Source organism: Caulobacter endophyticus (assembly GCF_029543245.1).
In the GTDB taxonomy this organism is placed as follows: domain Bacteria; phylum Pseudomonadota; class Alphaproteobacteria; order Caulobacterales; family Caulobacteraceae; genus Caulobacter; species Caulobacter endophyticus_A.
Window position 1 is genome coordinate 20,651 of the sequence record NZ_JARQWV010000021.1, and the last position, 12,173, is coordinate 32,823.

Annotated in this window: 19 protein-coding genes; 13 read left to right on the forward strand and 6 right to left on the reverse strand. The window is 70.0% G+C overall.

What is annotated here, in order from left to right; all coding sequences use genetic code 11:
• Nucleotides 1-73: 73 nt before the first annotated feature.
• Together P7A99_RS18875 and P7A99_RS18880 are read left to right on the forward strand one after the other, a co-directional pair.
• A complete protein-coding gene (locus tag P7A99_RS18875; protein ID WP_277795300.1) occupies nt 74-625 on the forward strand; it encodes a hypothetical protein in 552 nt (183 codons plus the stop codon).
• The gene (locus P7A99_RS18880) at nt 622-1,245 is read left to right on the forward strand and encodes a hypothetical protein (RefSeq protein WP_277795301.1); all 624 of its coding nucleotides are present in this window, start codon (nt 622-624) and stop codon (nt 1,243-1,245) included. The genes P7A99_RS18875 and P7A99_RS18880 overlap by 4 nt, the downstream gene beginning before the upstream one ends.
• Here P7A99_RS18880 and P7A99_RS18885 read toward each other — a convergent pair.
• From P7A99_RS18885 to P7A99_RS18900, 4 genes are read right to left on the reverse strand one after another with little or no spacing between them, the layout of a single operon-like run.
• Nucleotides 1,178-1,612, reverse strand: coding sequence for an acetyltransferase (locus P7A99_RS18885; RefSeq protein ID WP_277795302.1), 435 nt, complete (start codon nt 1,610-1,612; stop codon nt 1,178-1,180). The genes P7A99_RS18880 and P7A99_RS18885 overlap by 68 nt on opposite strands.
• Before the next feature lie 40 nt (nt 1,613-1,652).
• Nucleotides 1,653-2,207, reverse strand: coding sequence for a hypothetical protein (locus P7A99_RS18890; protein WP_277795303.1), 555 nt, complete (start codon nt 2,205-2,207; stop codon nt 1,653-1,655).
• Nucleotides 2,204-2,611 (reverse strand): dihydroneopterin aldolase, encoded by a 408-nt coding sequence (gene folB, locus P7A99_RS18895; protein WP_277795304.1) that lies wholly within the window; start codon nt 2,609-2,611, stop codon nt 2,204-2,206. Before folB ends, P7A99_RS18890 begins: the two co-directional genes overlap by 4 nt.
• 12 nt (nt 2,612-2,623) lie before the next feature.
• Nucleotides 2,624-3,397 (reverse strand): SDR family oxidoreductase, encoded by a 774-nt coding sequence (locus P7A99_RS18900; protein WP_431307690.1) that lies wholly within the window; start codon nt 3,395-3,397, stop codon nt 2,624-2,626.
• 226 nt (nt 3,398-3,623) lie between these two features.
• Here P7A99_RS18900 and P7A99_RS18905 point away from each other — a divergent pair, with 226 nt between their 5' ends.
• Together P7A99_RS18905 and P7A99_RS18910 are read left to right on the forward strand one after the other, a co-directional pair.
• Nucleotides 3,624-3,905, forward strand: coding sequence for a BrnT family toxin (locus tag P7A99_RS18905; RefSeq protein WP_277795306.1), 282 nt, complete (start codon nt 3,624-3,626; stop codon nt 3,903-3,905).
• Nucleotides 3,856-4,137 (forward strand): BrnA antitoxin family protein, encoded by a 282-nt coding sequence (locus P7A99_RS18910; protein ID WP_277795307.1) that lies wholly within the window; start codon nt 3,856-3,858, stop codon nt 4,135-4,137. Before P7A99_RS18905 ends, P7A99_RS18910 begins: the two co-directional genes overlap by 50 nt.
• A 10-nt stretch (nt 4,138-4,147) precedes the next feature.
• On the opposite strand, the gene P7A99_RS18915 is transcribed toward P7A99_RS18910, so the two are convergent.
• A complete protein-coding gene (locus P7A99_RS18915; protein ID WP_277795308.1) occupies nt 4,148-5,269 on the reverse strand; it encodes an alpha/beta fold hydrolase in 1,122 nt (373 codons plus the stop codon).
• 399 nt (nt 5,270-5,668) lie between these two features.
• Here P7A99_RS18915 and P7A99_RS18920 point away from each other — a divergent pair, with 399 nt between their 5' ends.
• The 9 genes from P7A99_RS18920 (at nt 5,669) to P7A99_RS18960 (ending at nt 11,845) form a co-directional block, all read left to right on the forward strand.
• Nucleotides 5,669-6,076: a GreA/GreB family elongation factor gene (locus tag P7A99_RS18920; protein WP_277795309.1), complete on the forward strand. Its 408-nt coding sequence runs from the start codon at nt 5,669-5,671 to the stop codon at nt 6,074-6,076.
• Nucleotides 6,066-6,632 (forward strand): hypothetical protein, encoded by a 567-nt coding sequence (locus P7A99_RS18925; RefSeq protein ID WP_277795310.1) that lies wholly within the window; start codon nt 6,066-6,068, stop codon nt 6,630-6,632. The genes P7A99_RS18920 and P7A99_RS18925 overlap by 11 nt, the downstream gene beginning before the upstream one ends.
• A 228-nt stretch (nt 6,633-6,860) precedes the next feature.
• On the forward strand, nt 6,861-7,331 hold the full coding sequence (locus tag P7A99_RS18930) for an NUDIX domain-containing protein (RefSeq protein WP_277795311.1): 471 nt from the start codon (nt 6,861-6,863) through the stop codon (nt 7,329-7,331).
• Nucleotides 7,332-7,391: 60 nt separating this feature from the next.
• Entirely contained in the window at nt 7,392-8,492 is a 1,101-nt protein-coding gene (ychF, locus tag P7A99_RS18935; protein WP_277795312.1) for a redox-regulated ATPase YchF, read from the forward strand.
• A 70-nt stretch (nt 8,493-8,562) separates the two neighbouring features.
• Nucleotides 8,563-9,348 carry a hypothetical protein gene (locus tag P7A99_RS18940; protein WP_277795313.1) on the forward strand — a complete coding sequence of 262 codons (786 nt, stop codon included), beginning with the start codon at nt 8,563-8,565 and terminating at the stop codon, nt 9,346-9,348.
• 2 nt (nt 9,349-9,350) lie between these two features.
• Entirely contained in the window at nt 9,351-9,863 is a 513-nt protein-coding gene (locus tag P7A99_RS18945) for a L,D-transpeptidase family protein (protein WP_277795314.1), read from the forward strand.
• Nucleotides 9,860-10,366 carry a hypothetical protein gene (locus P7A99_RS18950; protein ID WP_277795315.1) on the forward strand — a complete coding sequence of 169 codons (507 nt, stop codon included), beginning with the start codon at nt 9,860-9,862 and terminating at the stop codon, nt 10,364-10,366. Before P7A99_RS18945 ends, P7A99_RS18950 begins: the two co-directional genes overlap by 4 nt.
• 115 nt (nt 10,367-10,481) lie before the next feature.
• A complete protein-coding gene (locus P7A99_RS18955) occupies nt 10,482-11,165 on the forward strand; it encodes a dienelactone hydrolase family protein (protein ID WP_277795316.1) in 684 nt (227 codons plus the stop codon).
• On the forward strand, nt 11,162-11,845 hold the full coding sequence (locus P7A99_RS18960) for a dienelactone hydrolase family protein (protein ID WP_277795317.1): 684 nt from the start codon (nt 11,162-11,164) through the stop codon (nt 11,843-11,845). Before P7A99_RS18955 ends, P7A99_RS18960 begins: the two co-directional genes overlap by 4 nt.
• A 5-nt stretch (nt 11,846-11,850) precedes the next feature.
• Here the strand turns inward: P7A99_RS18960 and P7A99_RS18965 are convergent, their stop codons facing one another.
• On the reverse strand, nt 11,851-12,012 hold the full coding sequence (locus tag P7A99_RS18965; RefSeq protein WP_277795318.1) for a hypothetical protein: 162 nt from the start codon (nt 12,010-12,012) through the stop codon (nt 11,851-11,853).
• Between the last annotated feature and the right edge of the window lie 161 nt (nt 12,013-12,173).

Genomic DNA, 12,173 nt, shown 5'->3' on the forward strand with positions numbered 1-12,173 from the left:
CACCTTCTCCTCATGCCGCTCACCGCGCCGCCCTCCAGATTGCCGGCCTCGCGCTCGACAAGGAGACATGGCGATGACGGGAACGACGAACCTGAAGGCGCGGCGCGGAAGCCGCTGGACCCTGCTGGTCTGGGGCGGGGCGGCGGGCCTGCTGGCCCTGCCGGCGATCGCCATGCGCTTCACCGCCGAGGTGAACTGGACGGCCGGGGACTTCCTGGCGATGGGCGCGCTGCTGTTCGGAGCCGCCGCCCTGATCGAACTGGCCGTGCGGCTATCGGGCGACATCGCCTATCGCCTCGGCGCCGGCGTGGCCGTGCTGACCGGCCTTCTGCTGATCTGGGTCAACCTGGCGGTGGGCCTCGTCGGCTCCGAGGACAATCCGATCAACCAGCTGTTCGCCGGCGTGCTCGCCGTCGCCTTGCTGGGTGCGACGCTGGGGAGCTTCAGGCCGGGCGGCATGGCCCGGGCGATGGCCGCGGCCGCTGTGGCCCAGGGCCTGGTCTGCCTCGCGGTCCTGGCCATGGGCCAGGGGCTGATCCTCGGACCGACGGCGCTGTTCATCGGCCTGTGGCTGGCCTCGGCCGCGCTGTTCGCCAAGTCGGCCAGGGGCGGCGCCGCCCGATGACGGTCTTCGGCGCGACCTTGAAGGTCCTTCTGCTGGGCCCGCCCGCGGCCTGGCTGGCCCTGCTGGCGGCCCGCCGCCTGGGGCGACGTCCGACCCGGATGCTGCTGACGGCCGCCGCGACGCTGCTCGCCGTAATCATTCTGGCCTCGTGGCTCGGGATCGGCTTCCGGGATGGAACCGCCAATCTGACAGCCATCGGCGCGGCCTATCTCGCCTACGCCGTCCTGGCCTTCGCCGCGCCGCTCCTGGCCGACCGCCCCGCGCTTCGCCGGCGCCCCACGGCGCTGGCCGTGCTGGTGTTCGCCGCCTTCATCCCCATGGCGGTGGGCTATCTTCTCGGCACGGTCGGCGCGCTGGCCATGGCCTTCATGGTCGGTGACGCCACCGATCCGCCGGTGCTGCGCGAGGCGCGCGCCGACGGCCTGGTCTGCGAGGTTCACCGCCAGGCGGGCGGGCCCAGCGACGACGGCTACCACTACGGCCTCTATCGCGAGGCCTCGCTCCTGCCGCTGCGCTGGCGAGTGGACGACGGCCCGCTGGAGCTGGAGCGGGTCAGCCCTTCCGCAGGTGGATCAGGGGATAGCTGCGCCCCTGGCCGTCGGTTTCCGACCGCCCGGTAGGGACGAAGCCCAGCCGCTCGTAGAAGCCCAGCGCCTGCGGGTTCTGCGCGTTGACGTCGACAGTCAGCGCCGGGTGCTGCGCCAGGGCCAGCGACACCAGGTTGCGGCCGACGCCCGTCCCGCGATGGTCGGGATCGACGAACAGCGCCTGCATGTGGCCGCCTTCCAGCAGCATGAAGGCCACCACGACGTCCTGGTCGTCGACAGCCACCCACAGGGGCGCGGCCGGCAGGAAGGCCGCGACCTCGGCCTCGATGGCGACCCGGTCCTCGGGCGACAGGAAGTCGTGCGTGGCGTCCACGGCTCGGCGCCAGATGTCGACGATGCGGTCGCCGTCGTCGGGGAAGGAAGGTCGATAGCTGATCATGGCCTCGGAGGTAGAGCCGCCGCCGTGATCGGGCAAGGTCCTAGGGCAACCACCGCGCCGGCAGGTCGTGCGGATCCAGCGTCTCGCCCCTGGGCAGCCAGGGCAGGCCTGCGAAGATCAGCAGCAGCAGAAAGCCCATGCGCGCGGCCAGGTCGATGGCCATGCCGCGCATCGACGACGAGATCGCCAGCAGCAGCAGCGCGCCCATCCCCACCGCCAGCAGCCCGATGACCAGGGTCGTGGCGTCGCGCAGCTTGAAGCCGGCGGTCTCGAAACGGGCGTGGGGCGAAAGGTCGGCGCCGACGGCGGCGATGGCGCGGGCCAGCAGCGAGAAGCTCTCCAACCTGTCGTCATAGAGACCGGGGCCCCGCCAGCTCTGCGAGGCGACGGCCACGCGCTGGCGGCCGAAGCTCAGCATCAAGGCGCGCTGGCGGCCGCCGCCGCGCGGCATGGCCAGGCGAAAGCGGCGAAGATGGGAAAGGTCGAAGCGGCGCTCGCGCGCACCGCGGCGCTCCACCAGCGTCCCGCCCTCCAGGGTCCAGGCCGTTTCGGGCTGGAACGGAGCCAGGCGGGCGCTGTGGGAAAGCGCGCTCACCCGCGGACGGCGGTGATCTCGACGCCGGCGGCGGCGGCGTGCGGCGCCAGGGCCAGGGGCTTTTCGACCCGCACCCGGGCGCGGGTGACGCGATGGTCGTCGAAACAGGCCTGGGCCAGGCGCTCGGCGAAGGTCTCGACCAGGTCGATATGGCCGGCGGCGGCGATGTCCTGGGCGGCGGTGCGGATGGTCTCGTAGTTCACCGTGTCGCCCAGCTGCTCGCAGTGGCTGGCGGCCACGTCGAGCTCGACGTCGATGACCAGCGGCTGCACGCGGCCGTGCTCGTGGTCGTAGACGCCGATCTCGGCTTCGACCTTAAGGCCGCGCACGAAGACCTTCGTGACGATGACCTTGGCGAGAACGGGCGCCGGGAAAGGCGTTTCGGAGAGGGGGGAGGCGGACAAGGGCGGGGGCCTTCAGGAACCGAGGACGTCGGGCGTGCGCCAGGCCAGATGCTGGCCGCCGTCGACCGCGATCATCTGGCCCGTGACCGACGGCGCGTCAATGAGATAGCGCATCGCGGCCGCCAGTTCGGCCGGATCGACGGGACCGCCCAGGGGCGTGGCCGCGGCCTCGGCCTCGAACTCGCCGGGCGCCTGGTGGATCGAGGCCAGCACCGGCCCGGGGCCGATCGCATTGACGCGAATGGCCGGCGCCAGGTCCTGGGCCAGGGTACGCGTCACCCACCACAGGCCGGCCTTGGAGACGCTGTAGCTGAAGAACTGCGGGTTGGGCTTCAGCACCCGCTGGTCGACCAGATTGACCACCAGCCCCTTCGCATCGGCCGGTAGAGCAGCGGCGAAGGCCTGGGCCAGCAGCACCGGCGCGCGCAGGTTGGCGTCCATGTGCCGGTTCCAGCTGTCGGCGGTCAGGTTTCCAACCCGGTCGTCCTCGAAGGTCGAGGCCGAGTTGACCAGCAGGGTCAGGGGCCCGATCGCCTCGGCGGCCGCCCCGACCAGGGCCGCGCCGATATCCGGATCGGCAAGCTCGCCCGGCACGGCGACCGCCCGCCGGCCCAGCACCGCGATCTCGGCCACGACGGCCTCGGCCTCGTCCCGCGCGGTGCGGTAGTGCACCGCCACGTCATACCCCGCTCGCGCCGCCTCAAGCGCCAGCACCCGCCCGATCCGCCGGCCCGCGCCGGTGACGAGCGCGCCGCCGCGCGATGTTGTTTCGGAAGGCATCGGCATGCTGGTCCTACGGAGGCGATCTGCAAGCCACGTACATAGCTAAGGATAACGTCACAAGCGTCCATGCTCGCTTTTTTGTAACTACATCTTATTGACGAAACCAAATTTGCGTAGTTACATAAAAACGGAGCGGCCTCGCTCCAAGGTAACTAACAGGAACCGGTAATGAACCTGCACACCCCGCCCAGCCCTCGCGGCTGGAGATGTCGCCACTTGGATCACCGAAATGGACCTGGAATGGGATGAGACGAAGCGCTCGCAGACCCTGACCCACCGTGGGCTGGATTTTTCCGATGCGAGCCTCGTCTTCGAAGGCAGGCAACTGACCCTAGAGGACGATCGAATTGAGTATGGAGAGACCCGCTACCAGACGATCGGCCGCATCGACGGCCGCATGGTCATGGTGGTTTGGACACCACGCGGTCAGGCACGACGCATCATCTCGATGAGAGAGTGCAATGACAGGGAACAACGACGATACGCGCCCCATCTGGATCGATCCGGATGACGCGCCCGAATGGTCCGACGAGGCTCTCGATCGGGCTGAACTGAAGGACGGCGACCGCGTCCTGCGCCCCGCGACAGGGACGCTGACTCGGCGCGGCCGCCCGAAGCTCGAAACGCCCAAGAAGCAGGTGACCCTGCGCCTTGACCAAGACGTCATCGACAAGCTTCGCGAGGACGGCCCCGGCTGGCAAAGCCGGGCCAACGAACTTCTGAGAAAGGCGGTCGGCGTCTGAGCCGATCGCCCTACTTCGCCGGCTTCTCCACCGCCAGCGGCCGCACCTTGTCGACCAGTTCGACCAGGAACTTGCCGGGCTCCTCGTGCGGGGGCAGGTGGGCCGAGTGCTCGAACCAGACGAGCTGCTTCTTCGGGGCCTTCAGGCGGCCCAGCCACGGCTCGATCACCGACGAGGGCGTGGTGATGTCGTGGCGGCCCAGGAACATGAAGACCGGGAACTTCGTCGCCGCGATCCTGGTGTGATCCACCGCGGCCATGTCGGGCAGCAGGGCCGGCACCGACAGCTGGCCGCCCTGGTCGATGGCCAGGCGGTCGGCATAGTCGTAGAGCGGCGACAGCCGGGCGGCGCGGAAATAGAAGTCGGCGTTGTCGCGATAGGCGGCCAGGCCCCCGTAGGCCATCACCCACTTGCGCACGACATTGACCTTGGCGAACGGGATCTCGCCGTCGCCGGGATAGGGCGCCAGCGCCTTCAGTTCGGCCAGGGCCGTCTCGTCCTTGCGCTCGGCGGCGATCTTCAGCAGCGCCTCGTACTGCGCCGTCTCGTTGGCGCGCAGCGAAAACAGCGGGCCGACGCCGACATAGGCCGCCACTACCTCCGGCCGGGCCATGGCCGCGTCCAGCGCAATGACATTGCCCCAGGAGTGACCGAGCAGGATCACCTTCCTCGCGCCGACACGGGCCCGGACGTCGTCGATCAGGGCCAGCAGGTCCTTGGTCATCTGGGCGCGCGACAGGTGGGCGCGGTTGGCCGCCTCGCCGCTCGATCGCAGGGTCTTGCCGGCGCCCGGCTGGTCCCACTGAACGACGGTGAAATAGTCCTCCCAGCCCTGCTGGTAGGGCCAGGAGCGGCCCATCTCGGTCGCGCCCGGGCCGCCGTGAACATAGATGATCACCGGATTGGCCTTGTCGGTCCCGCGGATCGACACCCACTGCGGCAGGCCGTTGAGGTTCACCTGCTCCAGCACCTGGATCCCGTTCGGCGTCACGATCTTCTGACGGTCGGCGATCATCGCCCGGGCGGTGTCGTAGTGGGCCTCGGTCGGCGGCGGCGTGTTGGGGTCCTGGGCCAGGGCCGGGCCAGCCAGCAGGGCGGCGGCGACAAGAGCGCCCGACAGATGACGGAACATGGAAGCGACTCTCCGGACGCGAAGGACCAGCGCCTCGTTTAGCCGCCGCCGGCCGCTTCGGCGACCCATGTCGCGCGAACGGCGCTCCGGACTGATTGCCTGATTTGACAGCAGCGCTGCCTTACCTATGATGCCGCCACCATGTATCGCATCGAATTCTTCAATCGCGAACAGCACAGGGCGGGCCACCTCATCGCAGGAGCCTAGTCCCGAGCCCCTATCGACGCGCGTGCGCCGGGCTCGGGACGAAAACCACATCGACAACAGCGTTGCGCAAGACTTCGACACATAACCGGTCGAGGTCCAGAAAACTTGCGCCCATACCCCCATTACTACGGCGCGTGGCCCAGGGCCGCGGCGCCGCGCCATGCCGCATGGCCAAACGCCAGGAGCGCTTCGATGCCTGCCTCCCCGCCTCTCTCCAAGCGCGATCCGCGTCCGCCGATCACCGTCTGCGCCGAGGACTACGACGCCCTCGCCGCCCTGGTGGCCCATCCCAGCGCCGCGCGGGGCCAGGCCCTGCTGGCCGTCGAGCTGGAACGCGCCGCCGTGGTCGAGGGTGTCCTGGCCGCCAACCGCGTGCGGCTGGGCTCGGAGGTCGACTATCACGATCTCGACCGCGACCGGATGCGCACCATTCGCCTGGCCCTGCCGCACGAGGCCAGCATCGACGAGCACCGGGTGTCGGTCACAGCGCCGATCGGGGCCGCGCTGCTGGGACTCAAGCCCGGCCAGCGCTTCTCGTGGGCGGAAGCCGGCGGCCGGGTCCGATCGATCAAGGTGCTGGCGGTGCGCAATGACGGCTGACGACGCCCCGGGGCCCTGCCCCAGCCCCGGCCACGGCCTGGGCGCCGCCGCCGCGGCCGCCCTGCTGACCGCCGCCGATCACGTGGAGCAGGCCTGGTCCGGCGCCTCGCCGCGCGAGGCCGCCACCCGCCTGTCGCTGCACGCCGAGGACCTGGCCCACTCGCCGGTGGCCCGCGACCAGTTGCTCAGCCGCGCCCTGGAACTGGCCGCGGGCGACCTTTCCGAGGGCCGCCGCCCCCTGACCCACTGGCCGCTGTTCTTCGCCGAGGAGATGACCCCCTCGCCGGAGGCCCGCGAGGACATCCGCGCCTGGGTGCTGGCCGGCGCCGACCCGATGCTGGCCGACGGCGAAGCGGTGGCCGAGGCGGTCGAGGCGCGGGCCGTGCGCGAGCTGGGCGACGCCTTCGAGACGGCGCGAGGCCTCACCCGGCGCCTGCGCGTCGAGGCCTGGCTGCAGCTGGCGCTGTGGGACGACCCCCGCATCCCGGCCAACGCCGAGACCCGCTTCCTGATGCGCGCCGGCGGCCGGCGGCTGATGGCGCGGGTGGGGGACTAGAGAGCGAGCGCGGCGGGAAACCGCCGCGCGGACTGGATCAATCGATGCGGCCGAACTCGAAGGCGTTCAGGCCGACGATGACGCCCAGGAAGATGGCGATGATCAGGATCGCGAGCATGTTGGCGCCGCTCCGGCTTGGTTGTTGTTTCCTCGCCCCCGGCTTTAGCGGCCAATGTTCGGTGGAGCAAGGCCTGCCCCTCGCCGCCGAAACAGCTTAGCCTGGGCCTCATGCTCTGGCGCCGTAAAGTCGAACCCTACACCCGTCCCTTCGTCTATGCCTGGTTCCGCATGACCCGCGGCCTGACCCTGGGCGTGCGCGGCCTCGTCACCGACGAGGAAGGCCGCGTGCTGATGATCCAGCACACCTATGTCCCCGGCTGGTACCTGCCCGGCGGCGGGGTCGAGCGCGGCGAGATCGCCGAGACCTCGCTCGTGCGCGAGATGCAGGAGGAGGCCGGCGTGCGCGTCATCGGCCGCCCCACCCTGCTGTCGGTGCACAGCAACGAGCCGCGCCATCCCGGCGACCACGTGCTGTTCTACCGCGTCCACGCCTGGGAGCCGTGCGCGGCCGCCGAGCAGGGCGAGATCCACGAGATCGGCTGGTTCCACCCCGACGCCCTGCCCGACGACGTCACCGACGCCACCCGCCAGCGCATCGCCGAGGCGCTGAAGGGCGCCGAGATCGATCCGATGTGGTGAGGGCGGACTTCCAGCACAATCCGTGCTAAGCGCCCGCCCAACGAAATTCACGAGAGTTCCATGGCCCTGAAAGTCGCCATCGTCGGCCTGCCCAACGTCGGCAAGTCCACCCTGTTCAACGCCCTGACCCAGACGGCGTCGGCCCAGGCCGCCAACTATCCGTTCTGCACCATCGAGCCGAACACCGGCGACGTGGCCGTGCCCGAAGCGCGCCTGAACGCCCTGGCCGCCATCGCCGGCTCCAAGGAAATCATCCCGGCCCGCATCAACTTCGTCGACGTCGCCGGCCTGGTGCGCGGCGCGTCGAAGGGCGAAGGCCTGGGCAACCAGTTCCTGGCCAACATCCGCGACTGCGACGCCGTAGCCTTCGTGGCCCGCTGCTTCGAGGACGGCGACATCACCCACGTGGAAGGCCGCATCGACCCGATCGCCGATCTCGAGATCATCGAGATGGAACTGATGCTGGCCGACCTGGAAAGCCTGGAAAAGCGCCTGCCCAACGTCGAGAAGCGCGCCAAGAGCGGCGGCGACAAGGAAATGATCGCCACCCTGCGCCTGATCAACCTGGCTCTCGAGCAACTGCGCGCCGGCCGTCCGGCCCGGGCCGCCAAGGTCGACAAGGAAGACGCCAAGGCCTGGGCCATGCTGCAGCTGCTGACCTCGCTGCCGGCCCTCTATGTCTGCAACGTCGACGAAGCCAGCGCCGACAAGGGCAACAAGTTCTCCGACCTGGTGGCCGAGCGCGCCAAGACCGACAACGCCAACAGCGTGGTCATCTCGGCCCAGATCGAGAGCGAGATCGCCCTGCTGGACGAAGCCGAGCGCACCGAGTTCCTCGAGACCCTGGGCCTGGAAGAGCCGGGCCTGAACCGCCTGATCCGCGAAGCCTACAAGCTGCTGGGCCTGCAGACCTACTTCACGGTCGGCCCCAAGGAAGCCCGCGCCTGGACGATCCCCGTGGGCGCCACCGGCCCGCAGGCGGCCGGCGTGATCCACACCGACTTCGAGAAGGGCTTCATCCGCGCCGAGACCATCGCCTACGAGGACTACGTCAAGCTCAACGGCGAAGCCGGCGCCAAGGAAGCCGGGAAGATGCGTTCGGAAGGCAAGGAATATGTCGTCAAGGACGGCGACGTGATGCACTTCCGCTTCAACGTCTGATCGCAGGCTTGAAATAATTCACGTCTGGGCCAAGTTCTCCCCGCAACGGTTCGGGGGAGCTTGGTTCGGCGTGAAGAAGATCGTGTACGGCGCGGCCGCCTGTCTGGCCGTCGCCCTTGCCGTCGGCGGGCCGTCCGCTGCGGCCCAGCCCGGGGAAGAGACGGCGAGCGCGCCGGACGCCCCGCCGCCGTTCGAGGCCATGGCCGTTCTGAAGGCCGTCGGTCCGGTCGAGATCCACGCCCCCGGCCCAATCGCCCGCCGCGACGTCATCGCCAGCCTGCCCGTCGCCCACAGCCTGACCGGCGTGCTCGGCCAGGACGTGCGCAAAATGGGCCTGCTCGCCGGCGGCGCCGTGATGCCCGCCGGTACGCCGGTGTTCGGGGTCCCGATGACCGACCCCTATGGCTCGAGCATCATCTGGTGCGCGCCGAAGTCCGAACCGCGCGGCGAGACCGTGGCCTGGACGACGATCTGCTTTCCGCGCGGCGGCATGAGCGGCCATCAATGGGTGCGGACCTTCGCACCGCTTTTCCCGACCTCCCTGTCCTACACCAAGAGCACCAGCGGCGCGGCCGGCCTAACGGTCGATCGCAAGCCGGCCGACCTGCCGGTCATGCGGCTGACCTTCAAGTTCACCGAATGGGACAAGGACGACGCCGACGTGATGGTCAGCGTCGAAGGTCCGGGCGCGATCGCCCCGATCCGTAATCGCAGCCTGCCGCGCGAGGCCGACGGCAGCGCCCGGCTGAAGATCTTCGGCGGCGAGTTCCGGCTGATCCCGGTGGGCGGCGACCGACACGCGGCCCTGCTGGAAGTGATAACGCCTCCGTCCCCAACCCTTAAGCCGGAGTTCTGACCGTGGCGGGCCCGATCTCGCGCCTGGCCGCGCCCGCCGTCCTGCTGCTGGCCGGCTGCGGCGCGGCGGCCCAGCCGCCCGCCGTCGAAGGCTCGGTCGACCGCATCGTGATCGAGAAGGCCGCCCATCGCATGAGCCTCTACGCCGGCGATCGGCTGGTGCGGACCTATGACGTCTCGCTGGGCGGTGGCGGCCTGGCGCCCAAGACCCGCCAGGGCGACCGGCGCACGCCCGAGGGCGACTACCGCATCACCGGCCGCAATCCGAACAGCCGCTTCCACCTCTCCCTGCGCATCAGCTACCCGACGCCGGCCCAGGCCGCCGCGGCCCGCGCCCAGGGGGGCGACCCCGGCGGCGACATCATGATCCACGGCCTACCCAACGGCCGCGGCGCCCTCTGGGCGCTGTACAAGGGCCGCGACTGGACCGACGGCTGCATCGCCGTCACCGATCCGGAGATCGAGGAGGTCTGGAAACTGGTGCGCGACGGCGCGCGCGTAAGGATCACGCCATGAGCAAGACCGCCGTTTCGTCGCGTCACGCGCAGACGCCGGCGCTCGAGATCGGCATCGACCGGCCTCGACGCGCCCTGTGGGAAGCGGGCCTCATGATCCTGCTCTGCGCCATACCCGCCTATCGCGCGATCACCACGCCCACCCACGAGAACTGGCCGTGGACCCTGCTGACCGTCTGCGGCCTGGCCTTCGCCCTGGCGCTGACCCTGACCGACAAGGCCGCCCGCCTGATCATCGCCGACGAAGGCATCCACTGGCGCGATCACCCCCGGAAGAAGTTCCGGTTCATGTCCTGGGACGCGATCGTCGCCGCCGACACCGACGCCATCGGCGACAACGGCGCGCTGCTGCGCCTGCGGGAGAGGAGCGTATCGCCCTCCGATCGTCCGACCGCCGTGCTGATTCCGATCCATGGCCTGGCGACGTCGGACGAGGCCCTGGCCGCCGCCATCCACCAGCGCGCCCCTCACCTGTTCCCCCGCCTGTCGCGAAAGGCGCGCTGAGCCGGACCGCCCGGCCTTCGCCGGCATGTCCGCATCATGGAGCAAGCGGACTGACGCCTTGACCGGAAAGGCGGCGCGGTTCTGGATGCGCGCCAAACAAGACGCCGGAGCCCCCATGGCCGACACCATCACCCTGACCTCCGCCATCGACGGCTTCGAATTCACCGCCGGCCATGTCCAGCCCGAGGGCCCGCGCAAGGGCGGCGTGGTGGTGATCCAGGAGATCTTCGGCCTCGACCAGTACATCCAGGCCGACCTGGCCCGCTGGGCCGCGCGCGGCTACGAGGCGATCGCGCCGTCGCTGTTCGACCGGGTCGAGCGCGGCTATGTCGCCGAGCACGATCCCGAGGGCTTCCAGAACGGCGTCGCCGCCGTCGGCAAGGTCGGCATGCCGGCCATGCTGTCGGACATCCAGGCCTGCATCGACGCCCTGAAGGACAAGGGTCCGGTGTTCGCCGTCGGCTACTGCATGGGCGGCTCGCTGGTCTGGCTGGCGGCCTCGAAGCTGGAAGGCCTGGCCGCCGGCTCCAGCTATTACGGCAGCCAGGTCGCCGCCAACGCCGCCCTGCCGCTGAACTGCCCGGTGATCGTCCACCTGGGCGCCAAGGACGCCCACATCCCAGCCGAGCCCGCCAAGGCGGCCCTCTGGACGGCTCACCCGGACCTTCCGGTCTATGTCTACGAGGCCAGCGGCCACGGCTTCAACAACGACGGCCGTCCCGACAGCGATCCGGCCGACGCCGAGCTGGCCCGCCAGCGCACCGTCGAGCTGTTCGAGGCGAACGGGGCTGGCGCATGACCACCGGAACCCGCATCGCCCTGTGCGACCGCGACGGCGGTCCGCTGTCGGCCTTCCACGTGCCGCCCGGCGAGGCGCGGCGCGGCGGCCTCGTCGTGCTGCACGCCATATGGGGGATAACCCCGCACATCCGCGAGTTCAGCGAAAGCCTGGCCGAGCACGGCTATGAGGTGATCGCTCCCAGCCTGCTGGACAGCGCCGACGCCCCCTGGCCGGAGCTCAACACCGACCCTTCGATCCTCGACCAGCGCATGGCGCTGGGCGAGCAGGCCGGCTGGGGCGCGGCCAGCGTGCCGCGCGTCCAGGCCGCCATCGACGCGCTTGAGGGTCCGGTCTTTGTCCTGGGCTTCTGCTTCGGCGGCGCCACCGCCTGGCTGACCTCGACCCGCGCCCACGGCGTGGCGGCGGTCTCGTGCTTCTATGGCGGCGACATCGTGCGCTATCGCGACGAGACGCCCAAGGTTCCGACCATCCTGCACTTCGGCAAGACCGACGAGATGATCCCGCCGGCCGACGTGGCGGCGATCGAGGCGGCCCACCCCGACCTGCCGATCTTCCAGTACGACGCCGGCCACGCCTTCGTCGCCCCCAGCGGCCATCACGCCGACAGCGCTCGCCTGGCCATGCTGCGCACGTTGCAACTGTTCCAGCGCTCGGGCGGAAGCAAGGGCGAGGCTTAAGGCCCCTAGCTCGCTTCCACAGCGTAGAAGGCGTTGAAGCCGACGAACATCGCCACGGCCAGCACGGCGATGATGATGGCGATCACGGCCAGCGCCTTGACGTGCTTGCGCCTGACCGGCTTGGGCTGTTGGTCCGGGTGAATGTCGGGCTTGGTGTCGAGGTCCATGGGGTCTCCGCTTGTTCGCCGAGACAACGCTGCGACCAGCCGGATCGCTCCGCGGCGGCCGCCCCAACGCGTGAAACCCGATCTGGATTGTTGAGCAGGGCTCAACACCCCGTGCACCGCCAGGCGCCTAATACGCCCCGTCCGCCCCTGTTACGCTTCGC

Bases quoted from the DNA above. Each gene is read 5' to 3' on its own strand.
- P7A99_RS18965 (WP_277795318.1), bottom strand. From the start codon at position 12,012: ATGGACCTCGACACCAAGCCCGACATTCACCCGGACCAACAGCCCAAG.
- P7A99_RS18955 (WP_277795316.1), top strand. From the start codon at position 10,482: ATGGCCGACACCATCACCCTGACCTCCGCCATCGACGGCTTCGAATTC.
- P7A99_RS18880 (WP_277795301.1), top strand. From the start codon at position 622: ATGACGGTCTTCGGCGCGACCTTGAAGGTCCTTCTGCTGGGCCCGCCC.
- P7A99_RS18915 (WP_277795308.1), bottom strand. From the start codon at position 5,269: ATGTTCCGTCATCTGTCGGGCGCTCTTGTCGCCGCCGCCCTGCTGGCT.
- P7A99_RS18905 (WP_277795306.1), top strand. From the start codon at position 3,624: ATGGACCTGGAATGGGATGAGACGAAGCGCTCGCAGACCCTGACCCAC.
- P7A99_RS18920 (WP_277795309.1), top strand. From the start codon at position 5,669: ATGCCTGCCTCCCCGCCTCTCTCCAAGCGCGATCCGCGTCCGCCGATC.
- P7A99_RS18950 (WP_277795315.1), top strand. From the start codon at position 9,860: ATGAGCAAGACCGCCGTTTCGTCGCGTCACGCGCAGACGCCGGCGCTC.
- P7A99_RS18875 (WP_277795300.1), top strand. From the start codon at position 74: ATGACGGGAACGACGAACCTGAAGGCGCGGCGCGGAAGCCGCTGGACC.
- P7A99_RS18885 (WP_277795302.1), bottom strand. From the start codon at position 1,612: ATGATCAGCTATCGACCTTCCTTCCCCGACGACGGCGACCGCATCGTC.
- P7A99_RS18910 (WP_277795307.1), top strand. From the start codon at position 3,856: ATGACAGGGAACAACGACGATACGCGCCCCATCTGGATCGATCCGGAT.
- P7A99_RS18925 (WP_277795310.1), top strand. From the start codon at position 6,066: ATGACGGCTGACGACGCCCCGGGGCCCTGCCCCAGCCCCGGCCACGGC.
- P7A99_RS18900 (WP_431307690.1), bottom strand. From the start codon at position 3,397: ATGCCGATGCCTTCCGAAACAACATCGCGCGGCGGCGCGCTCGTCACC.
- P7A99_RS18960 (WP_277795317.1), top strand. From the start codon at position 11,162: ATGACCACCGGAACCCGCATCGCCCTGTGCGACCGCGACGGCGGTCCG.
- ychF (WP_277795312.1), top strand. From the start codon at position 7,392: ATGGCCCTGAAAGTCGCCATCGTCGGCCTGCCCAACGTCGGCAAGTCC.
- P7A99_RS18930 (WP_277795311.1), top strand. From the start codon at position 6,861: ATGCTCTGGCGCCGTAAAGTCGAACCCTACACCCGTCCCTTCGTCTAT.